21 protein-coding genes are annotated in these 21,840 nt (G+C 56.4%); 12 read left to right on the top strand and 9 right to left on the bottom strand.

The window, feature by feature from the left end:
• The first annotated feature begins 28 nt into the window (after positions 1-28).
• Positions 29-1,474, top strand: a complete 1,446-nt coding sequence (gene tldD, locus KFZ77_RS02050; protein WP_264386138.1) for a metalloprotease TldD — start codon at positions 29-31, stop codon at positions 1,472-1,474.
• A gap of 50 nt (positions 1,475-1,524) precedes the next feature.
• On the opposite strand, the gene aaeR is transcribed toward tldD, so the two are convergent.
• Positions 1,525-2,442 carry an HTH-type transcriptional activator AaeR gene (aaeR, locus tag KFZ77_RS02055; protein ID WP_031519115.1) on the bottom strand — a complete coding sequence of 306 codons (918 nt, stop codon included), beginning with the start codon at positions 2,440-2,442 and terminating at the stop codon, positions 1,525-1,527.
• A 184-nt stretch (positions 2,443-2,626) separates the two neighbouring features.
• Here aaeR and aaeX point away from each other — a divergent pair, with 184 nt between their 5' ends.
• The 5 genes from aaeX (at position 2,627) to KFZ77_RS02080 (ending at position 7,625) form a co-directional block, all read left to right on the top strand.
• Complete coding sequence (aaeX, locus tag KFZ77_RS02060; protein ID WP_031519113.1) at positions 2,627-2,830, top strand: p-hydroxybenzoic acid efflux pump operon protein AaeX; 204 nt, start codon at positions 2,627-2,629, stop codon at positions 2,828-2,830.
• Between the two features lie 7 nt (positions 2,831-2,837).
• On the top strand, positions 2,838-3,770 hold the full coding sequence (aaeA, locus tag KFZ77_RS02065) for a p-hydroxybenzoic acid efflux pump subunit AaeA (RefSeq protein WP_264385304.1): 933 nt from the start codon (positions 2,838-2,840) through the stop codon (positions 3,768-3,770).
• A gap of 5 nt (positions 3,771-3,775) precedes the next feature.
• Entirely contained in the window at positions 3,776-5,743 is a 1,968-nt protein-coding gene (gene aaeB, locus KFZ77_RS02070; protein WP_264385305.1) for a p-hydroxybenzoic acid efflux pump subunit AaeB, read from the top strand.
• A 98-nt stretch (positions 5,744-5,841) separates the two neighbouring features.
• The gene (locus KFZ77_RS02075) at positions 5,842-7,296 is read left to right on the top strand and encodes an NAD-dependent succinate-semialdehyde dehydrogenase (protein WP_264385306.1); all 1,455 of its coding nucleotides are present in this window, start codon (positions 5,842-5,844) and stop codon (positions 7,294-7,296) included.
• 53 nt (positions 7,297-7,349) lie between these two features.
• A complete protein-coding gene (locus tag KFZ77_RS02080; protein ID WP_264385307.1) occupies positions 7,350-7,625 on the top strand; it encodes a barstar family protein in 276 nt (91 codons plus the stop codon).
• Positions 7,626-7,687: 62 nt separating this feature from the next.
• Here KFZ77_RS02080 and yhcN (KFZ77_RS02085) read toward each other — a convergent pair whose 3' ends face one another.
• From yhcN (KFZ77_RS02085) to argR, 3 genes are all read right to left on the bottom strand, one after another.
• Entirely contained in the window at positions 7,688-7,954 is a 267-nt protein-coding gene (gene yhcN / locus KFZ77_RS02085; RefSeq protein ID WP_264385308.1) for a peroxide/acid stress response protein YhcN, read from the bottom strand.
• Positions 7,955-8,060: 106 nt separating this feature from the next.
• A complete protein-coding gene (yhcN, locus tag KFZ77_RS02090) occupies positions 8,061-8,324 on the bottom strand; it encodes a peroxide/acid stress response protein YhcN (RefSeq protein ID WP_031519103.1) in 264 nt (87 codons plus the stop codon).
• 368 nt (positions 8,325-8,692) lie between these two features.
• The gene (gene argR / locus KFZ77_RS02095; RefSeq protein ID WP_024550155.1) at positions 8,693-9,163 is read right to left on the bottom strand and encodes a transcriptional regulator ArgR; all 471 of its coding nucleotides are present in this window, start codon (positions 9,161-9,163) and stop codon (positions 8,693-8,695) included.
• Positions 9,164-9,584: 421 nt separating this feature from the next.
• Here argR and mdh point away from each other — a divergent pair, with 421 nt between their 5' ends.
• The gene (gene mdh, locus KFZ77_RS02100) at positions 9,585-10,526 is read left to right on the top strand and encodes a malate dehydrogenase (protein ID WP_031519101.1); all 942 of its coding nucleotides are present in this window, start codon (positions 9,585-9,587) and stop codon (positions 10,524-10,526) included.
• A gap of 60 nt (positions 10,527-10,586) precedes the next feature.
• Here the strand turns inward: mdh and degS are convergent, their stop codons facing one another.
• The 3 genes from degS to zapG all read right to left on the bottom strand — a co-directional run bounded on the left by degS (position 10,587) and on the right by zapG (position 13,706).
• Positions 10,587-11,669: an outer membrane-stress sensor serine endopeptidase DegS gene (degS, locus tag KFZ77_RS02105; RefSeq protein ID WP_264385309.1), complete on the bottom strand. Its 1,083-nt coding sequence runs from the start codon at positions 11,667-11,669 to the stop codon at positions 10,587-10,589.
• 90 nt (positions 11,670-11,759) lie between these two features.
• A complete protein-coding gene (degQ, locus tag KFZ77_RS02110; protein WP_264385310.1) occupies positions 11,760-13,127 on the bottom strand; it encodes a serine endoprotease DegQ in 1,368 nt (455 codons plus the stop codon).
• 180 nt (positions 13,128-13,307) lie between these two features.
• Positions 13,308-13,706 (bottom strand): Z-ring associated protein ZapG, encoded by a 399-nt coding sequence (gene zapG / locus KFZ77_RS02115; RefSeq protein ID WP_031519096.1) that lies wholly within the window; start codon positions 13,704-13,706, stop codon positions 13,308-13,310.
• A 208-nt stretch (positions 13,707-13,914) separates the two neighbouring features.
• Here zapG and zapE point away from each other — a divergent pair, with 208 nt between their 5' ends.
• From zapE to sspB, 5 genes are all read left to right on the top strand, one after another.
• A complete protein-coding gene (gene zapE, locus KFZ77_RS02120) occupies positions 13,915-15,042 on the top strand; it encodes a cell division protein ZapE (RefSeq protein WP_264385311.1) in 1,128 nt (375 codons plus the stop codon).
• Positions 15,043-15,269: 227 nt separating this feature from the next.
• Positions 15,270-15,698, top strand: coding sequence for a 50S ribosomal protein L13 (gene rplM / locus KFZ77_RS02125; RefSeq protein ID WP_024551131.1), 429 nt, complete (start codon positions 15,270-15,272; stop codon positions 15,696-15,698).
• Between the two features lie 14 nt (positions 15,699-15,712).
• Positions 15,713-16,105 carry a 30S ribosomal protein S9 gene (rpsI, locus tag KFZ77_RS02130; protein ID WP_031519092.1) on the top strand — a complete coding sequence of 131 codons (393 nt, stop codon included), beginning with the start codon at positions 15,713-15,715 and terminating at the stop codon, positions 16,103-16,105.
• Positions 16,106-16,422: 317 nt separating this feature from the next.
• Positions 16,423-17,058 (top strand): stringent starvation protein SspA, encoded by a 636-nt coding sequence (sspA, locus tag KFZ77_RS02135; RefSeq protein ID WP_031519091.1) that lies wholly within the window; start codon positions 16,423-16,425, stop codon positions 17,056-17,058.
• A 3-nt stretch (positions 17,059-17,061) separates the two neighbouring features.
• On the top strand, positions 17,062-17,559 hold the full coding sequence (gene sspB, locus KFZ77_RS02140) for a ClpXP protease specificity-enhancing factor (protein ID WP_031519089.1): 498 nt from the start codon (positions 17,062-17,064) through the stop codon (positions 17,557-17,559).
• 93 nt (positions 17,560-17,652) lie between these two features.
• Here the strand turns inward: sspB and KFZ77_RS02145 are convergent, their stop codons facing one another.
• Entirely contained in the window at positions 17,653-20,094 is a 2,442-nt protein-coding gene (locus KFZ77_RS02145; RefSeq protein WP_264385312.1) for an autotransporter family protein, read from the bottom strand.
• 325 nt (positions 20,095-20,419) lie between these two features.
• Positions 20,420-21,838, bottom strand: coding sequence for a glutamate synthase small subunit (locus tag KFZ77_RS02150; protein WP_031519085.1), 1,419 nt, complete (start codon positions 21,836-21,838; stop codon positions 20,420-20,422).
• Positions 21,839-21,840: the final 2 nt, after the last annotated feature.

Here is a 21,840-nt window from a genome sequence, read left to right on the forward strand (position 1 = left end):
CGGGCAGCATTACATGAGTAGCAAAACGATGAGTCTGAACCTGGTAAGTGAGCAATTGCTATCTGCGAATGGCTTGAGTCATCAAGATCTGTTCTCCATCCTCGGCAAACTGTCCGAGCGCCGTCTTGACTACGGCGACCTCTATTTCCAGTCCAGCTATCATGAATCCTGGGTGCTGGAAGATAACATTATTAAAGACGGCTCCTGGAACATTGACCAGGGCGTGGGCGTGCGCGCCATCAGCGGTGAGAAAACCGGGTTTGCCTATGCCGATCAGATCAGTCTGCTGGCGCTGGAGCAGAGCGCGCAGGCCGCGCGCAGCATCGTCAGCGAGCAGGGCGATGGCCGGACGAAAACCCTTGGCGCGGTAGAGCATAAAGCCCTGTATACCGCCATCGATCCGCTGCAGAGCATGACCCGTGAAGAGAAACTCGACATCCTGAAACGCGTTAACAGCGCGGCGCGTGCTGCGGATAAGCGCGTGCAGGAAGTGAGCGCCAGCCTCACCGGCGTATACGAACTCATTCTGGTCGCCGCCACCGACGGCACGCTGGCGGCAGATGTGCGTCCGCTGGTTCGCCTGTCGGTCAGCGTTCAGGTGGAAGACAACGGCAAACGCGAGCGCGGCTCAAGCGGCGGCGGCGGGCGTTTCGGCTATGAGTGGTTCCTCGAGGAGACCAACGGCGAGGTGCGTGCCGATGCCTGGGCAAAAGAGGCGGTACGTATGGCGCTGGTCAATCTTTCTGCGGTCGCCGCTCCGGCTGGTGCGCTGCCGGTGGTGCTGGGTGCAGGCTGGCCGGGCGTGCTGCTGCATGAAGCGGTGGGTCACGGGCTGGAAGGCGACTTCAACCGTCGCGGCACCTCGGTCTTCAGCGGTCAGATGGGCGAACTGGTGGCCTCTGAACTCTGTACCGTGGTGGATGACGGCACGATGCTCAATCGTCGCGGCTCCATTTCTATCGATGACGAAGGCGTGCCGGGGCAGTACAACGTGCTGATCGAGAACGGCATTCTGAAAGGCTACATGCAGGATAAGATGAACGCGCGTCTGATGGGCGTTGCGCCGACCGGTAACGGTCGCCGTGAATCCTACGCGCATCTGCCGATGCCGCGCATGACCAATACCTACATGCTGGGCGGCAAGTCCACCCCGCAGGAGATCATCGAATCCGTAGAGTACGGCATTTTTGCACCGAACTTTGGCGGTGGCCAGGTGGATATCACCTCCGGCAAATTCGTGTTTTCCACGTCAGAAGCCTACCTGATTGAAAACGGTAAGGTCACCACGCCGGTGAAAGGCGCTACCCTTATCGGCTCCGGTATTGAAGCGATGCAGCAGATCTCGATGGTCGGCAACGATCTGGCGCTGGATAACGGCGTTGGCGTCTGCGGTAAAGAGGGCCAGAGCCTGCCGGTTGGCGTGGGCCAGCCGACGCTGAAAGTCGACAGCCTGACGGTGGGTGGTACGGCGTAATCCGTGCGGCGGGCGAGCGCCATGCTTGTCCGCCACGTTTCTCCAGCGCGTTACTGCCCGCGCATCTCCTGATAAATCCTTGCCACCTCGACAAAATAATCCGTCAGATAGTTAATGCACACCTGCACCTTGAGCGGCAGCTTATCCTTTTCGGTATAGAGCGCGTAGACCGGGCGCGGGTCCGACTGGTAGCGCGGGAATAAAATCTCCAGCTCACCGCGGTTGATCTCATCGATGACCCACATCAGCGGCATATAGGCGATACCGGCCCCGGCGCTGACCCAGCGCGACAGCGTCATCGGATCGTTGGTCACGTAGCGCCCGTCCGGGATCAGACGCGTCGAAATACCTTCCGGGGCAATCAGCTCAAACTCATTATCCGGCCTTACGCTGTACGCCAGCCATGAGTGGTTGGCCAGGTCGGCCGGTTTTTCCGGGGTGCCGAACTGCGCCAGATAGCGCTTCGAGGCGCAGACCACCATCGGCATAGTGCCGAGGCGACGTGAGAACAGGCTCGAATCTTCCAGCGCGCCGACGCGGATCACCACGTCCAGGCCATCAGCGATCAGGTCCGGGGCGGGAATACCGGTAACGAGGTTCACCGACAGACCGGGATACTCCCTGAGCATGGCGGCGGTGAGGGAAGCCATTACATTCTGCGCCATGGTGGAGGAGCAGCCGATACGTAACGTACCGATAGGCGTATTGTTAAATGCATACAGCTGCTCATGCACATCCTGCACCTCGTGCATCATGCGCCGGCAACCCTGATAAAAAATCTTACCCGCCTCGGTCAGGCCGAGGCTGCGCGTGCTGCGGTTAAGCAGCTTCACCTGCAGTTCATCTTCCAGTTTCGCAACGGTCTGGCTGATTGAGGAGACGCTCATCTGCAGCTGTCTGGCCGCGGCGGTAAATGACCCAAGCTCCACCACTTTGGCAAATACCGACATGCGTTTTAGTCGTTCCATTATTCACTCTGGCTTAAAAGTGATTTAGATCACATATTATAGATAACAGGGAAATAGTTACGTAATATATTATTCATTGCATTACTAACACGCCACCTGCTCGCCCGGCCACTCCCTGGCCATACTATCTGCGTGGCGCACGATTAAAAAGTTTATCGCCTGCACGCAACGTTCTAAGGTCAACATGAGTCTGTTTCCCGTTTTTGTGGTGTTTGGACTGTCGTTCCCACCCGTTTTTTTTGAGCTGCTGGTTTCATTGCTGGTGTTCTGGCTGTTACGCCGCGTCCTGGTGCCGATTGGGTTTTACGATTACGTCTGGCATCCGGCGCTGTTTAACACCGCCCTGTACTGCTGCCTTTTTTATCTGATATCCCGCCTGTTCGTTTGAGGTTGATGTGAAATTACTAACAACAAAAATATCCCGCACGGCCATCACCCTGGTGCTGGTGATACTGGCTTTCATCGCGATTTTCCGGGCATGGGCCTATTACACCGAATCCCCGTGGACCCGTGACGCCCGCTTTAGCGCCGACGTGGTCGCCATCGCGCCCGATGTCTCCGGGTTAATTACCCAGGTCAACATTCATGATAACCAGCTGGTGAAACAGGGCCAGGTGCTGTTCACCGTGGACCGGCCGCGCTATCAGAAAGCGCTGGAGGAGGCGCAGGCCGACGTGGCCTACTACCAGGCGCTGGCAAATGAGAAGCGCCGCGAGGCGGGCCGCCGTAACAAGCTGGGTATCCAGGCGATGTCCCGGGAAGAGATCGACCAGGCGAATAACGTGCTGCAAACCGTGCAGCATCAGCTGGCACGCGCCGAAGCCACGCGCGACCTGGCGACCCTCGATCTGGAGCGCACCATCATCCGCGCACCTGCTGACGGCTGGGTCACTAACCTGAACGTCTATACCGGCGAGTTTATTACCCGTGGCTCTACCGCCGTGGCGCTGGTGAAGAAAAACAGCTTCTACGTGATGGCCTATATGGAAGAGACCAAGCTGGAAGGCGTGCGCCCCGGCTATCGGGCGGAAATCACGCCGCTGGGCAGCAATACCGTGCTGCACGGTGCGGTTGACAGCGTGGCGGCGGGTGTGACTAATGCCAGCAGCACGCGGGATGATAAGGGCATGGCGACCGTCGATTCGAATCTGGAGTGGGTGCGCCTGGCGCAGCGCGTGCCGGTACGTATTCGCCTCGATGAGCAGCAGGGCGCGCTCTGGCCAGCGGGCACCACGGCAACGGTGGTAATTACCGGTAAGCAGGATCGCAGTACCGATAACGACTCGCTGTTCAGAAAACTGGCCCATCGCCTGCGCGAGTTCGGTTAATCGTCATGGGTATTCTCTCCATTGCACCGCAGCATGTGCGCTTCGCCTTTAAGCTTGCCACCGCGATTGTGCTGGCCCTGTTCGTTGGCTTTCATTTCAATCTTGAAACGCCGCGCTGGGCGGTGCTGACGGCGGCGATCGTCGCCGCCGGTCCGGCGTTTGCTGCCGGGGGCGAACCCTGGTCGGGGGCGATACGCTATCGTGGCATGTTGCGTATCATCGGCACCTTTATCGGCAGCATCGCGGCGCTGGGGCTGATTATCGCGATGATCCGCGCGCCGGGGCTGATGCTGCTGGTGTGCTGTATCTGGGCCGGATTCTGTACCTGGATCTCTTCGCTGGTGAAAGTGGAAAACTCCTACGCCTGGGGGCTGGCGGGGTACACCGCGCTGATCATTGTGATCACCATTCAGACCGAGCCGCTGCTGGCACCGCAGTTTGCCGTGGAGCGCTGCAGTGAGATCGTGGTGGGTATCGTCTGTGCGATCGTTGCGGATCTGCTGTTCTCGCCGCGCTCGATCAAGCAGCAGATCGATCGCGAACTCGATGCCCTGCTGGTGGATCAGTATCGCCTGATGCAGCTTTGTGTGGCCCACGGCGACAGTGAAGCGGTGGATAAAGCCTGGGGCGATCTGGTGCGCCGTACCGCCGCGCTGGAGGGGATGCGCAGTAACCTGAATATGGAGTCGTCACGCTGGGCCTGGGCCAACCGGCGGCTGAAAGCGCTCAATACCCTGTCGCTGACGTTGATCACTCAGGCCTGCGAAACCTTTCTGGTACAGAACACGCGGCCCGACTCCGTCCCGGACACCTTCCGCGAGCTGTTTGCCGAGCCGGTGGAAACGGTCAAGGATGTGCATCGCCATCTGAAACGCATGCGCCGGGTGATTATCTGGACCGGCGAGCGCGATACCCCGGTTACGGTGTACAGCTGGATTGGCGCGGCAACGCGCTACCTGCTGCTGAAACGCGGTGTGGTGGGTAACACCAGAATCAGCGCCATCGAAGAGGAAATTCTCGATCAGGAGGTAGTGATCAAACCCGCTTCGGCGGAACGTCATCACGCGATGGTCAACTTCTGGCGTACCACGGTCTCCTGTACCCTTGGTGCGCTGTTCTGGCTCTGGACCGGCTGGACCTCCGGCAACGGCGCGATGGTAATGATTGCCGTCGTGACCGCGCTGGCGATGCGCCTGCCCAATCCGCGCATGGTCGCGCTCGATTTCGTCTACGGGATGCTGGTGGCGCTGCCGCTCGGGGCGTTCTATTTCCTGGTGATCCTGCCCTCCACCCAGCAAAGTATGCTGCTGCTGTGCATCAGCCTGGCGGTGCTGGCGTTCTTTATCGGGATTGAAGTGCAGAAGCGGCGGCTCGGTTCGCTGGGGGCGCTGGCCGGCACCATTAATATTCTGGTGCTGGATAATCCGATGACCTTCCACTTCAGCCAGTTCCTCGACAGCGCGCTTGGGCAGCTGGTGGGGGCGCTGCTGGCGTTTGTGGTGATCCTCGTCATTCGCGATAACTCGCGGGAGCGCACCGGGCGCACGCTGCTTAACCAGTTCGTGTCGGCGGCGGTGTCGGCGATGACCACCAACAAGGCGCGTCGCAAAGAGAACCATCTGCCGGCGCTCTACCAGCAGCTGTTTCTGCTGCTGAACAAGTTTCCCGGCGATGTGGCGAAGTTTCGCCTGGCACTCAATCTGATTATCGCCCACCAGCGGCTGCGTACCGCGCCGGTGCCGGTTAACGCAGATTTGTCAGCGTTTCATCGCCAGCTGCGTAATACGGCGGATCGGGTGATTTCCGCCAGCAACGACGACAAGCGGCGGCGCAACTTCCAGCAGTTGCTCGACGAGCTGGCGATCTATCAGGAGAAGCTGCAGATCTGGGCCGCGCCGCGGCAGGTTATCGAGTCCGTCCAGCGACTCACCGCGATGCTGCACAAATATCAGCATGCGCTTACCGACAGCTAATGCGCTCTTTTCGCCAATAACCGACGCCGAAGCGTCGGTTTTTTTATAGCTATACTTAGCCAGGATACGAAATTATGACCTTAATGCAGGAGGAAAGCATGACAAGTAAGGCACTCCAGGACAGCGAGCTTTTTCAGACCGGTTATCTGGTGAATGGCCGCTGGCAGACCCTGAACGACACCTTCGACGTGCTTAACCCGGCAACCGGCGATGTGGTAGCAAGCGTGGCGAAAGCCGGGCGGAAAGAGACCGAAGCGGCCATTGCTGCCGCCAGCGCCGCGTTTCCCGCCTGGCGTGCGAAAACGGCGAAAGAGCGCTCGGAGATCCTCTATCGCTGGTATCAGCTCATCATTGAGAACAAAGCCTGGCTTGGGCAACTGATGACCACCGAGCAGGGCAAACCGCTGAAGGAAGCGGAAGGCGAGGTGGAGTACGCGGCAAGTTTTATTCAGTGGTTCGCCGAGCAGGCGAAGCGTGCCAATGGCGAAATCATTCCGCCCGCAAAACCCGGTTCGCGCATCTTCGCGACCCGTGAACCGGTGGGAGTGGTCGCGGCCATCACGCCGTGGAACTTCCCGATGGCGATGCTGACCCGCAAGCTGGGCCCGGCGCTGGCAGCAGGCTGCACCGGCGTGATCAAGCCGGCGAACAACACGCCGCTGTCGGCCTTTGCGCTGCTGTCACTGGCGAAAAAAGCCGGCGTGCCGGACGGGGTGCTGAATGCGGTGGCCGGTAACACCCATGAAATCAGCGATGCCATCATGGCCAGCGAGGCGGTGCGTAAGATCTCCTTTACCGGCTCCACTGCCGTGGGCAAAACCCTGATGCGTAACGCTGCTGAGACCATGAAAAAAGTGTCAATGGAGCTGGGCGGTAATGCGCCTTATATCGTGTTTGACGATGCAGACATCGATGCCGCGGTGCAGGGTGCGGTGGCGAACAAGTTCCGCAATGCCGGCCAGGTGTGTGTCAGCGTCAACCGCTTCTTTATTCAGGACGGCGTCTATGACCAGTTTGTCACGAAGCTGGCGCAGGCGGTGAACGCGCTGAAAGTAGGGAATGGCCTCGATGAGGGCGTGGTGGTCGGGCCGCTGATTGAGCGCTCAGCGGTGGATAAGGTGTGTGAGCATGTTGACGATGCCATCAGCAAGGGGGCAAAAGTACTGGCTGGCGGTAAAGCCCACGAGCTGGGCGGTAACTTCTGGCAGCCGACGGTGCTGGCGGACGCCAGCGACGAGATGACGCTGGCGCAGGAGGAAACCTTCGGGCCGCTGGCCGCCTGCTTCCGCTTCACTACGGAAGAAGAGGTTATCCGCCGCGCTAACAATACGCCGTATGGCCTGGCCGCCTACTTCTATACGCAAAATCTGCAGCGCGTATTCCGCGTTTCCTCGCAGATTGAGAGCGGCATGATTGGCGTAAACGAGTGTGCCGTTTCAACCGAGCTGGGGCCATTCGGCGGCGTGAAGGAGTCCGGCCTGGGTCGCGAAGGCTCGGTGCTGGGGCTGGAAGAGTTTCTGGAAGTGAAGACGCTTCACCTCGGTGGGCTGTAAGCGATGATAACAACAGCGGGCGTGCCGTGCGGCGCGCCCATTCGGAGGCAGACATGAATATCTATACCTTCGACTTTGATGAGATAGAGGATCAGAGTGATTTTTATCGGCAGTTCGCTCGCACCCTGACGCCAGAGAAGGCGCCGGTGAGCGATCTGGACGCGCTCTGGGATGTGGTTACCGGGGGCGGTATTCCGCTTCCGGCAGAGATCGAGTTTACCCATCTGCCAGACGGGCAGCGTCGGCGCTACGGGGCGCTGATCCTGCTGTTTGAAGAGGCGGAAGAAGAGCTGGAGGGGCAACTGCGGTTTAACGTGCGTCACGCCTGAACGGCAGGCATAAAAAAGCCCCTGGCGAGCAGGGGCAAGTCGTCGGACAAGACGACGAGGGTTTATTTGTAGAGTTGTGCGGTGGCGTGCCAGTGGTCGCCCTGAGTTAACTCAGTGACGCGGTACGCGCTGGCCCCTTCTTTGGTGGCTTTTTCCGCTAAGGCCTGACGGATATCCATCGGTGCGCCGGTGATTTCAGTGACCGATACGCTACCCATCGCCTGCATGTTTTGCGCTTCGTCAGCGTTGACCAGATGGGCCGCTGCGCTGGCACCGAAAGACATCACGGAAGCCAGGGCAAGTGCGGCAATATTCATTACGTTTTTCATAATTAACTCCTCAATTCATTACCCGGCGGCCTTAGGGTTAACGTGCCGTTTTTTTGTCTGGGCCGCGCAGGTGATGTTGATTCGGGAAACAGGGTAAAGGGTGAACTTATTTGTACAGTTCGGCAGTCGCGTGCCAGTGATCGCCGGTACGTGCTTCGATGATGCGGTAAGCAGACGCGCCTTTTTCTTCCGCTTTCTGGTTCAGCATTTCACGCATATCCATCGGGGAGGTCGCTACCGCGCCCAGTGATACGGTACCGATAGCTTCGCGGTTCTGCGCTTCATCAGCATTGATAGAGGTGGCTGCAAAAGCACCGAAAGACAGCATGGAGAGAAGGCTCAGAGTCGCTACAGTCGTTTTGATTTTCATGGATGTTTTCCTCGTCGTAATTTTTCTGGAGGGTTCGTTTTGTGACCCTCATCACGAAATCAAGTATACACTAGTCACCCGAAAAATTAATACCATGCTAATGGTTTCCTGCGAAACTTTAACGTAAATGCGCCTTTTTTTATAGCTGATAGTTATAAAAGCGGTTAATTTACAGCCACATTTCTAGCCATATATATTGAAAATCATATGGTTACGGAAAATGAACCTTTTGTGCGGTTTATGTGAAATATTCGTGATGAATATGAGGGGATGGGTAGTTTTTAGCACTAATCGCTAAAGAAGGACTGGTGATAAATAGCAAAAAAGGGGCGAATTGCCCCTTTATCTATCGTGACCTGCGCGGTGAATTACAGTTCCTGCTCGAACAGCACCAGAATGGCTTCGTAGAGATCTTTTACCGTAAAGCCGCGCGCCGGCGTGGTGAAGATGGTGTCGTCGCCGGCGATAGTGCCGAGGATGCCTTCTGCCTTACCTAAGGAGTCCAGCAGGCGTGCAATAAGCTGTGCCGCACCCGGACTGGTATGAATCACGACCACGGCGTCGTTATAGTCGATATCCAGCACCAGATTTTTCAGCGGGCTGGAGGTAGTAGGCACGCCAAGCTCTGCCGGCAGGCAGTAGACCATCTCCATCTTCGCGTTACGGGTACGCACCGCCCCGAATTTGGTCAGCATACGAGAGACTTTGGACTGGTTAATATTTTCGAAGCCTTCGTCCTGTAAGGCCTGAACAATTTCGCCCTGAGAGCTGAATTTCTCTTCTTTCAGGAGCGCTTTAAACGCTTTAACGAGTTCTTCTTGTTTTGATGAGGTACGCATAATTCACCCATGGATGGCGACAGAGACAACATTATTATGCATATGAATGAATTTTTATGCAAACCATCTGCGGTGGTGCAGCCTGAAATAATGTTATGAAAGCGGACGATTTTATCAAAATAAGTTATCAAGGAACATGCCTGTATCACGTCCCGAAAATAAGGGTGAAAGTAAATTAAATGTTATCAAAATGATGTTGTTTTGATGTCTGGTGAGGGTGTAATGTAACCGCCTGTTGATCTGTTGCTTCGGTAGTGACCCGGGCGGTACGGTCAGTGCGCGATGATTCATTACTGCTACCAATGATTGCGTAATGTCGCAGACTTACCGTATGACGATTGTAATTGCATACTCTCTCAATTATGGTCGCCACCACATGGAGTAACGGCACGATTTTGCTAACCATAATAAGGAGTTTAGGATGAAAGTTGCAGTCCTCGGCGCGGCAGGTGGTATCGGCCAGGCGCTTGCCCTTCTACTTAAGACCCAACTGCCTTCAGGCTCAGAACTCTCTCTGTACGACATCGCTCCCGTCACCCCTGGGGTTGCGGTTGACCTGAGTCATATCCCGACCAACGTAAAAATCAAAGGTTTCTCCGGCGAAGATGCGACCCCGGCGCTGGAAGGCGCGGACGTGGTGCTGATCTCCGCAGGCGTGGCGCGTAAACCGGGCATGGATCGTTCCGACCTGTTTAACGTAAACGCCGGCATCGTGAAAAACCTGGTGGCGCAGATCGCAACCACTTGCCCGAAAGCACTGATCGGCATCATCACCAACCCGGTTAACACCACCGTGGCTATCGCGGCGGAAGTGCTGAAGAAAGCGGGTGTGTATGATAAAAACCGCCTGTTTGGCGTCACCACGCTGGATATCATTCGCTCCAACACCTTCGTGGCCGAGCTGAAAGGCAAACAGCCGACGGAGATCGACGTGCCGGTGATCGGTGGTCACTCTGGCGTTACCATTCTGCCGCTGCTCTCCCAGATCCCGGGCGTGAGCTTCAGCGAGCAGGAAGTGGCTGATCTGACCAAACGTATTCAGAACGCCGGGACCGAAGTGGTAGAAGCAAAAGCCGGTGGCGGATCTGCAACCCTGTCTATGGGCCAGGCGGCAGCACGCTTTGGTCTGTCGCTGGTGCGCGCGCTGCAGGGCGAGCAGGGCGTGGTTGAGTGCGCTTACGTTGAAGGCGACGGCGAGCACGCGCGCTTCTTCTCGCAGCCGCTGCTGCTGGGTAAAAACGGCGTGGAAGAGCGTAAATCAATCGGCACGCTGAGCGCGTTCGAACAGCAGGCGCTGGAAGGCATGCTCGACACCCTGAAAAAAGACATCACGCTGGGCGAAGAGTTTGTGAATAACAAATAAGCCCCGTTCGCTGATGAAAAAAAACCGGAACCTGCGTTCCGGTTTTTTTATGCCCGCCCGCTACTGCGGGGTCTGGGTCTCTTCTTCTTTGAATTCCTGAATGGTGACCTGCAGCGTAAGCTTGCGATCGTCACGCATCACCACCACCGGGATCACCGAGCCGGGGCGGATCTCAGCGACCTGGTCCATCGTCTCCAGCGCCGATACCGCAGGCTTATTGTTGACCGAGACGATGACATCATTCACATGAATACCCGCCAGTTCAGCGGCCCCGCCCGGATCCAGCTCGTTAACAATGATGCCCTGAATCTGCTCCATGCCCTGCGTCTGGGCGTGCAGCGGGGCAATTTCACGGCCTTCTTTAATACCGATATAGCCGCGGATCACGCGTCCGTCGCGGATCAGCTTCTCCATGATTTTGGTCGCCAGCTGGGTCGGGATAGCAAAACCAATCCCTTCCGGCGTTTCGCCGTCGTTGCTCTTGTCAAAGGAGAGGGTGTTGATCCCCATCAGCTCGCCGAGGGTGTTTACCAGCGCGCCGCCGGAGTTGCCGTGGTTGATCGAGGCATCGGTTTGCAGGAAGTTCTGGCGTCCGGACGGGCTGAGGCCAATACGTCCGGTGGCGCTGATAATCCCCTGGGTAATGGTCTGCCCGAGGTTGTAGGGGTTACCAATCGCCATGACCACATCGCCGATATGCGGAATGCGTTTGCGGTTGATGGGGATCACCGGCAGGTTGGTAGCGTTGATTTTCAGCACGGCCAGATCGGTGAGGTTATCGGAGCCGACCATCAGGGCTTCGAATACGCGGCCGTCCTGAAGCGCAACGATGATCTGGTTGGCGTTATTGACCACGTGCTTATTGGTCACGATGTAGCCGCGCTCGTCCATGATCACCCCTGAGCCAAGCGTGCGCAGCTGAAGCTGGTTGCGGGTTGCGCCATTAACGCCGCGGTTGTACACGTTGACGACCGCAGGCGCAGCGCGACGCACCGCCGCGTTATAGCTGAGCGGCGTTTCGTCGGCGCTGTCGTATTGCGGCGCGGCGTCGGGCACCCAGTTACGCAGGGAGGGCACTGCGACCAGCAGCAGGCCGCCGACAACCAGACCAATGAGTATCGAGCGTAAGAGCTTCTGAAACATGGGAGTTTAGCGAGTAGTAAGCGATTGCCCGGAGCATACCATGAGTTAAACGGACATCACATGCGGGGATGATGTCCGTTTTCTCTGTTTTTAACGCAGTAGCAGGAAGATACGCTCGTTGCCGCGCACCACTTGCAACGCAATCACTGCTGGTTTGGTCGCCATCACCTTACGCATGTCGGCGATCGAGGTGATACGTTCCCGGTTAATACCGATGATGACGTCATCTTTCTGCAGACCGGCCTGCGCCGCCGCGCTCTCTTTCTCAACGTTCTCAAGGCGCACGCCCTTTGTACCGTCCTTGAGCTGGCCGTCGCTCAGGCTGGCGCCCTGGAGTGCTGGCGCGATCAGCTCGGCGCTGGCGGAAGAGGAGCTGCTCTTGTCGAGCGTTACCTGAACGTCCAGCGGTTTGCCATCGCGCAGCAGCCCCAGTTTGACCGTTGCACCCGGTTCGGTGGTGGCGATACGCGAGCGCAGCTCGGCAAAGCTGCTGAGAGTTTTGCCATTCAGGCTGACAATAATATCGCCCGGCTTGATGCCCGCTTTCGCCGAGCCGGAGTTCGGCAGAACTTCGCTGACAAACGCGCCGCGCTGCACATCCAGGTTAAAGGCTTTGGCGATATCGGCGCTCATTTCTGTGCCTTTGATGCCGAGCAGGCCGCGCTTGATTTCGCCGAACTGAATCAGCTGTTTCGCCAGCGTCTGGGCCATGTTGCTCGGGATCGCGAAGCCGATACCGACGCTGCCGCCGCCCGGTGCCAGAATGGCGGTGTTAATGCCGATCAGTTCGCCGTTCAGGTTCAACAGCGCGCCGCCGGAGTTACCGCGGTTGATGGAGGCGTCGGTCTGGATAAAGTTCTCCAGCCCTTCAAGATTCAGCCCGCTGCGGCCCAGTGCCGAGACGATACCGGAGGTCGCGGTCTGACCCAGCCCGAAGGGGTTGCCGACCGCAACGGCAAAGTCACCAACCCGCAGCGTGTCGGAGTCCGCTACCGCAATCTGCGTCAGCTTGCTGGGGTTTTGCAGCTGCAGCAGGGCAACGTCGCTCTGGTCATCGCCGCCGATAAGTTTCGCTTCAAACTCACGGCCATCGTTGAGCTGAACGCTGATTTTTTCCGCCTGGTTAATCACGTGATTATTGGTCAGTACGTAGCCTTTAGCGGCGTCGATAATCACCCCGGAACCGAGGCCCTGAAAAGGTTGCGCCTGCTGGCCGGGCAGCTCTTCGCCAAAGTATTTTTTCAGCTCTTCGGGGATCTTCTGATTCTGTACCGCCGTGCCTCCAACCTGCACGCTCACCACCGCCGGCAATACCTTTTCCAGCATCGGCGCGAGGCTTGGAAGCGCTGCCTGGCCCGGAACTTGCGAAGGTAACGCGGCCGCAACCGGGAAGGATGCGGAGAGAGATAACCCGACACTTAACGCTAACGCACTCAACAGCTGGGTTTGTTTCTTCATCGTTGCTGGCTCTCGTAACCTGAAATAAGGAAAAGGTACCCAAAACAGTTTGATGTTATTGAATTATCAGTCAGGTAACAATGCTGGGATAAAGAGGACTGATGAATTAAGGATAGTCAGTGCGGGAGAGAATGAGTGGGCGCGATAAACGCGCCCGGAGAAAAGCATACTGCGGTGTGATTAGTCGCGTTTCGCGCTGCCGCGTAGCAGGCCGGACGCGCTGTCAGAGTAGTCGCGCGGCATCTGCACCGGCGCCTGATCGTTGCCGGCTTCGGAATCCGCCAGACGGTTGCGGAACGGGTTGGTCTCCGCAGACATTTCAGGCAGCAGGCTGCTGGAGCTTTTCGCCATGTGCTGATAGAGCTGGCGGTAGTCATGCGCCATGTTGTCCAGCAGCTCGGCGCTGCGGGCAAAGTGGCTGACCAGCTCTTCGCGGTAATCTTCCAGCTCCGCTTTGTTCTTTTCCAGTTCGTACTGCAGGGCCTGCTGCTGGCGCAATTTACGGTTGCCAAACCGCATGGCCACAGCACCAATCACGATACCGACCACTAAGCCAATTAGCGCATATTCCCAGGTCATGAACTTCTCCCGTTGTCTTGTGTTTCCGTAGGGTAGTAACAGCGAGGTGGACCTTACTCATCACACTGCCATCGCCTTATTATGCCACTATAACCGCTAATTCCGCAGAAGTGGAATCCTGCGGCGTCATCGCGTAGTGTAGAACGGCCTTTTTTTCGCCAACCCCTGCTGGCGGTAACCCGATAATTCAAGGAATTACCCTAACACCATGCAAAGCACGTCGCCGCTGTCGCGCTACCAACAGGCCCTGGATGAAGGGTCACACCAGCCTGATGATGTTCAACGCGAAGCCGTGAGCCGGCTCGATGCCATCTACCAGGAACTGACTGAAAAATCACCTGGCGATCCAGCCCCGACGGGAATGATGGCGAAGTTTGGCCGCCTGCTCGGTCGCAAAGCACCGACGGAAGCCTCGGTACCAGCGCGTGGTCTTTACATGTGGGGCGGCGTCGGGCGCGGTAAAACCTGGCTGATGGATCTTTTCTTTCATAGCCTGCCGGGTTCACGTAAGCAGCGCCTGCATTTTCATCGCTTTATGTTACGCGTGCATGATGAGCTGAGCGCCCTGCAGGGGCAGAGCGACCCGCTGGACATTGTCGCTGACCGCTTCAAAGCCGAAACCGACGTGCTGTGCTTTGATGAGTTTTTTGTGTCCGATATCACCGACGCAATGCTGCTGGGTGGACTGATGCAGGCGCTGTTTGCCCGCGGCATCACCCTGGTCGCGACCTCAAATATTCCCCCGGACGATCTTTACCGCAATGGCCTGCAGCGCGCCCGATTCGTCCCGGCGATCGAGGCCATCAAGCAGCACTGCGACATTATGAACGTGGATGCCGGTATCGATTACCGTCTGCGCACCCTTACTCAGGCGCACCTGTGGCTTTCACCGCTTAACGACGAGACCGCGCGCCAGATGGATAAACTCTGGCTGGCGCTGGCCGGCACGCCACGGCAGCAGTCACCGGCGCTGGAGATCAATCATCGCCCGCTGGCTACGCTTAGCATGGCGAATCAGACGCTGGCGGTTTCCTTTACTACGCTGTGCGTGGATGCCCGCAGCCAGCACGACTATATTGCGCTGTCGCGCCAGTTCCATACCGTGATGGTCTTTGAGGTGCCGGTAATGACCCGCCTGATGGAGAGCGAGGCGCGGCGATTTATCGCGCTGGTGGATGAGTTTTACGAACGCCACGTTAAGCTGGTGGTGAGCGCTGCGGTGCCGCTGTCTGAAATTTATCAGGGAACGCAGCTGCAGTTTGAGTTTCAGCGCTGCCTGTCACGCCTGCAGGAGATGCAGAGCGAAGAGTACCTGAAGAAATCCCATCTCCCCTGAGCCGCGATTTCCTGTTCCAAATCACAAAAAGGGGTCGATCTTTGACCCTGACTTCTCTATAATCCTGCGACCCCACGTTACAAGAAAGTTTTTTTCCCGAAACTTTTGTGTGCCGGTGAAACATATCCGAGGGGGTAGGTTTACTGGACAATGTCGTGTGAACCTCAGCAGAATTTAAGCGTTTGGGTGTTCACCAACGTGTAACTATTTATTTGGGTAAGCTTTTAATGAAAACTTTTACAGCTAAACCAGAAACCGTAAAACGCGACTGGTATGTTGTTGACGCGACCGGTAAAACTCTGGGCCGTCTGGCTACCGAACTGGCTCGTCGCCTGCGCGGTAAGCACAAAGCGGAATACACTCCGCACGTCGATACTGGTGATTACATCATCGTTCTGAACGCTGACAAAGTTGCTGTAACCGGCAACAAGCGTACTGACAAAGTGTACTATCATCACACCGGCCACATCGGTGGTATCAAACAAGCGACCTTTGAAGAGATGATTGCCCGCCGTCCTGAGCGTGTGATTGAAATCGCGGTTAAAGGCATGCTGCCGAAAGGCCCTCTGGGTCGTGCTATGTACCGTAAACTGAAAGTTTACGCGGGCAATGAGCACAACCACGCGGCACAGCAACCGCAAGTTCTGGACATCTAATCGGGATTATGGCAATGGCTGAAAATCAATACTACGGCACTGGTCGCCGCAAAAGCTCCGCCGCTCGTGTGTTTATCAAACCGGGCAGTGGTAAAATCGTTATCAATCAGCGTTCTCTGGAACAGTACTTCGGTCGTGAAACTGCCCGCATGGTAGTTCGCCAGCCGCTGGAACTGGTAGAGATGGTTGAGAAACTGGATCTGTACATCACTGTTAAAGGTGGTGGTATCTCCGGTCAGGCAGGTGCGATCCGTCACGGTATCACCCGCGCTCTGATGGAGTACGATGAGTCTCTGCGCGCCGAACTGCGTAAAGCTGGCTTCGTCACTCGTGACGCTCGTCAGGTTGAACGTAAGAAAGTCGGTCTGCGTAAAGCACGTCGTCGTCCGCAGTTCTCCAAACGTTAATTCTTTTCTGCTTACGCAGAATCGAATGGCGAAAAAACCCGGTCTTGTACCGGGTTTTTTATTGCTTAAAAAAGCTTTAGCAGTACTAACATTATGAATTTGGTCGCTTTTTTAGCAAATCTCCAAATCCCTTCACCACAAGGGGCGCAAAATCTGGTAAACTATCATCCAATTTTCTGCCCAAATGCTGCGAACTGCTGGTCTTTTGTTTAAAAAGTGAACAAAAGAGGATGCGGCACCACAGGCAAGTCGATAAATCAGGCTGGTCACAGGTGTGGCTGGCAGCAGTACTATTCTGAATATACCTGGAGGTTTTCATGGCTGTCGCTGCCAACAAACGTTCGGTAATGACGCTGTTTTCTGGTCCTACTGATATCTATAGCCATCAGGTACGTATTGTCCTGGCCGAGAAGGGTGTCAGCTTCGAAATCGAGCATGTGGAAACGGATAACCTGCCGCAGGATCTGATTGACCTCAACCCGAATCACAGCGTTCCGACGCTGGTCGATCGTGAGCTGACCCTGTGGGAATCCCGCATCATCATGGAATACCTGGATGAGCGCTTCCCGCACCCGCCGCTGATGCCGGTTTATCCGGTAGCGCGTGGTGAAAGCCGCCTCTATATGCACCGTATCGAGAAAGACTGGTACTCGCTGATGAATGTCGTGGTGAACGGTTCCGCGCAGGAAGCTGAAACCGCGCGTAAACAGCTGCGCGAAGAGCTGCAGGCGATTGCCCCGGTGTTTGGCCAGAAGCCTTACTTCCTCAGCGACGAGTTCAGCCTGGTGGATTGCTATCTTGCACCGCTGCTGTGGCGTCTGCCGCAGCTGGGCATTGAGTTCAGCGGCGCTGGCTCCAAAGAGCTGAAGGGCTATATGACGCGCGTCTTTGAACGTGATTCGTTCCTCGCTTCGCTGACCGAAGCCGAGCGCGAAATGCGTCTGCGGGGCTAAACCGTGGATATGTCACAGTTATCTCCACGCCGCCCCTACCTGCTGCGTGCATTCTATGAGTGGCTGCTCGACAACCAGTTAACACCCCACCTGGTGGTGGACGTTACGCTGGATGGCGTTCAGGTACCGATGGAATATGCGCGTGACGGGCAGATCGTACTCAATATTGCGCCGCGCGCGGTAGGTAACCTTGAGCTGGCCAATGACGAAGTGCGCTTTAATGCGCGCTTTGGCGGCGTACCGCGTCAGGTATCCGTTCCGCTGGCGGCCGTGCTGGCTATCTATGCCCGCGAAAACGGTGCCGGCACCATGTTTGAGCCGGAAGCGGCTTACGACGACGAGATGACGAGCCTGAACGATGACGACTCCGCTGCAGCCGAGCCGGAAACCGTGATGTCCGTTATCGATGGCGACAAGCCGGATCATGAAGACGGCGACGACTCGCCGGATGACGATCCGCCACCGCGCGGTGGGCGCCCGGCGCTTCGCGTCGTGAAGTAACGCGACCAAAAGTAAAGCCGGCTGGGAAACCAGCCGGCTTTTTTACGCCTGATGCCAGACCGGGCGCAGAGTACGCCGCCCGGTTACTATCGATTACCAGTGGTGATTCAGCAGGACATGGCCCGACCAGGACGACCAGTTGTTTTCTCCCCATTCACCCACGGCACGCAGCGACACGGTTGTCGTCGGGTTCAGGTTGCCGGTAATACCGGTTTCAGCCTGATAGCGATTGTCCGGGACGCCAGAGTCCAGCGTCTCATCGTTAAAGTTCATATCGCTCTGACCGTTGCCGCTTAACCAGTGGGCGCCCACAAACGGCTGCCAGTTCTCCACGTTGGTCTGATCAACATAGCCTACGCGCATACCGAGTCGGGTAGTCAGCGAATCATATTCTGAAGTGGTGATGCGGGTACCGTTATATTCAACATGATCGTTCTGATCGAGGTTGTTGTAGATAGCTTGCACCTGAGGCTCGAATTTAAAGGTGCGAGCGCTGTCGGACGGCAGGAGCCAGGCATGCCCGACTTCTACAGACGCCGCTACGCCCTGGCTGCTGTATTGCTCGTCTGGCATGTCGTCGCCGATAACCTGATTGTCGAACCAGTGATAGGCCAGCCAGGTATCAATATAGCCGCCGAGGCGTTTGTTCTGATCCTGCTGCCAGGTCGCGTACAGCCCGACATTGTAGCCCTCAACGTTACCGGAAGAGGTGCGCGGGTTGTTTTTAGCATCGGCATGAGTATCGCTGTGGCCGACCCCCAGCATAAAACCGCTGTGCAGCGTGCCGTTGGAGAGGTAGCCGGTCCAGACGTCGCTACCCAGCTGTAGCACAGTGGAGGAGATGCTGTAATCAAGGTTGTCATACGCCATCGTACCGTCAGAGTATTGACCTTTGACGTACATCCAGGTATTGAGATCGTCCTCGTCGCGCAGCATAACCTGATCGCGATCGTCACGTTTGTGTTGGAACATCTGCTGAGCCGCGACGTAGTTCGCCATATAGACGCCCGCTTCCGGACGGTAAATATCCGGCGTGTCATCTCCTCCGTTATCTGGCTCCTTCGTCTCTGATTCCAGATACCAGTTGCCGTCAGTATGCTGGTTCAGGTTGTACTCCCACATGCCCGCCACGACCGGCTTATCGAGCGTGAATGTCGCTGCGGAAGTGCCGCCGACATCAATCAGCTCGATGCCGTTGAGCGTCTGCGCACCCATGCCGCCAACGTTTGCAACGGTGAGGGAGGATTCACCTGCGCTGTTGCCCGTGATGGTCAGATGATCGGTAACCGAGTTGTCATCGCCGGCCACGGTATTCATCACCACATTACTGCCCTGTACCCCGGTGTAATCGCCGTTGATAACGAACTCATTGCCCGCGGTTTCACTGGCGAGCAGCAGTGTTCCCTGGTTATTAACATTGCCGTTGATGGTGTCGCCGGTTGCTGTCGCGGTTGCCATCACGCTGTTACCGCTCACTGCATTCCATGCCGCCAGGATACCGCCGCTGGCGATATCTATATTGCTGTTTACCGTGCCAGCAGAAGCCAGAGTGGCACCGCTGTTGATGGTTACCGTGCCACTGCTGCCCGTTGCGCCAAGGGTTGCGCCTTCAGCGACCAGCGTGGTGCCGGCCTCGAGTTCGGTATTGCCGGTATAGCTGTTGTTGCCGCTCAGCGTCAGGGTGTTGGCATCCTGCTTGACCACGTCTCCGCTGCCGGTAATGGCATTAGCCCAGGTGTAGTCTTCAGCCTGGTTGAAAATCAGCGTGCCGTTATTCTCGACATCGCCTTCCAGCGAGGCATTGCTGCCGCTGCCGGTACCCAACTGCAGGGAGGCTCCGCTGTCTATCAGGCTGCCGCCCTTGTTAGTCACGTCGCCGCCGAGCGTCAGCGCGCCGGTTTTAACGTACAGGCTGTTTTTATCGGTGCCGATAAGATCGATATCGCCGGTGAGGGTCCACGCATCGCCATCCATGGTTAACGATTTGAAGCCATCCTGACCTTTATTGACGCCGATAAAGTTTGCCTCTTCATTGCCGGTGCCATTTAAGGTAATGGTGTTATTAACGGAGCCGGTGGAGGTGACATCGCCCTGTAAATCAGATCCGGTATTCAGGACCAGGGAGTTAGTACCTGTGCCGGTAAAGGTGATGGCATTATCTTTACCGGAAATAGTGCCGCTATTAATAATAGTGGCATTTTTATCATTTATGACATTAATACCTGTCGTTCCACCCGAGATGGTTCCGATATTTTCCAGCGTAAACATCTCTGACTTTTGATCGTTAATATTGATCTGCATTGCATCGGCATTTTCGCTGGAAATAGTGCCGTTGTTTTCGATGCGGGTAATACTTTTACCTTTAACTTCTGAACCGATGTCAGTACCTTCGGTGGCAATTTTTACGCCTTCATTAATGATGTATTCGCTGTCACCACTGAAGGTGTAGGTATCTACCGTGTCTTCACTGATGGTGGTAGTGGCATTAACCATCACTGGCGCTAATAATAACGCTATCGGGAAGATCGTTCCCATAACGCGAGTGATATTATTTTTCCTGAATGTTCTGGATTTATTCATAATTACATCCCATATAATAATGAGTAAACAAGTTATCCTTCTAAAGGCCGAAAAGTGTATGCGCTTTTTTTTCTAATGTGAAGGTAGGCAGAATCTCTATCTTCAGGAGGTAAAATATATATCCGCCTTTCGTGTATTCTTATTTTTTATAATATGCTTTGGGATGATGGCTTGAAGGAGGGAAGGGGAGAATTATCTTTTTAGATTATTTATGTAGGACACAGAGAGCGCAAAAATAAAAAAAGGGAGGCATAGCGCCTCCCTGACATATAACCCGCTTCTACACTTCGAGATAGTTCATAATGCCGTCTGCCGCTTTACGTCCTTCGGCAATCGCGGTGACCACCAGATCTGAGCCGCGTACGATATCGCCGCCAGCAAAGATTTTCGGGTTGCTGGTCTGGAACGGATTATCGTGGCCTTCCGGCGCGATAATACGCCCCTGAGAGTCCAACTCCACGCTGTGCTTCGCCAGCCACTCCATGCTGTGCGGGCGGAAGCCAAACGCCATCACCACCGCATCGGCAGGCACCACGTGCTCTGAACCAGGCACAATCTGCGCCCGACGACGACCCTGCTCATCCGGCGCGCCCATCTCGGTACGCACCATTTTCAGGCCGCTGACGTTGCCGTTCGCGTTGATCTCAATGCCCAGCGGCTGCACGTTGAACTGGAATTCCACGCCCTCTTCACGCGCGTTTTTCACTTCCCGGCGTGAGCCAGGCATGTTCTCTTCGTCACGACGATAGGCGCAGGTGACATGTTTCGCCCCCTGGCGTACCGAGGTACGCACGCAGTCCATCGCCGTATCCCCGCCGCCGAGCACGATAACGCGCTTGCCTTCCATATTGACGAAAGGCTGGGCGCTGTCCTCGCTAAAGCCCATGATCTGACGGGTGTTAGCAATCAGGAACGGCAGTGCTTCGTACACGCCCGGCGCGTCTTCATTTTCCAGCCCGCCACGCATCGACTGATAGGTGCCGACGCCGAGGAAGACCGCGTCATACTCTTTCAGCAAATCATCAAGCTGTACGTCACGACCCACCTCGGTATTAAGATGGAACTCAATGCCCATGCCGGTGAAGATTTCGCGGCGGCGCGTCATCACCTCTTTCTCCAGCTTGAAGGCCGGAATGCCGAAGGTCAGCAGACCGCCGATCTCCGGGTTGCGATCATAGACAACCGCTTTAACGCCGTTGCGGGTTAACACGTCGGCACAGCCCAGACCCGCCGGACCAGCACCGATGATCGCCACGCGTTTGCCGGTCTGCTTCACCCCGGTGAGATCCGGACGCCAGCCCATCTCAAAGGCTTTATCGTTGATATAGCGCTCGATATTACCGATGGTCACCGCACCGAACTCATCGTTCAGGGTACAGGAGCCTTCGCACAGGCGGTCCTGCGGACAGACGCGCCCGCATACTTCCGGCAGGGTGTTGGTCTGGTGCGACAGCTCGGCCGCTTCGATGATGCGCCCCTCTTCGGCCAGCTTCAGCCAGTTCGGGATGTAGTTATGCACCGGACACTTCCATTCACAGTACGGGTTACCGCAGGCGAGGCAGCGATCGGCCTGCGCTTTCGCCTGGCTTTCTGAGAACGGCTCGTAGATTTCAACAAATTCAATTTTACGGATCTTGAGCGGCTTCTTCGGAGGATCAACACGCTGTAAATCAATAAACTGGTATACGTTCTGACTCATAT

Origin of the sequence: Siccibacter colletis, from assembly GCF_025914095.1 — a bacterium.
In the GTDB taxonomy this organism is placed as follows: Bacteria; Pseudomonadota; Gammaproteobacteria; order Enterobacterales; family Enterobacteriaceae; genus Siccibacter; species Siccibacter colletis.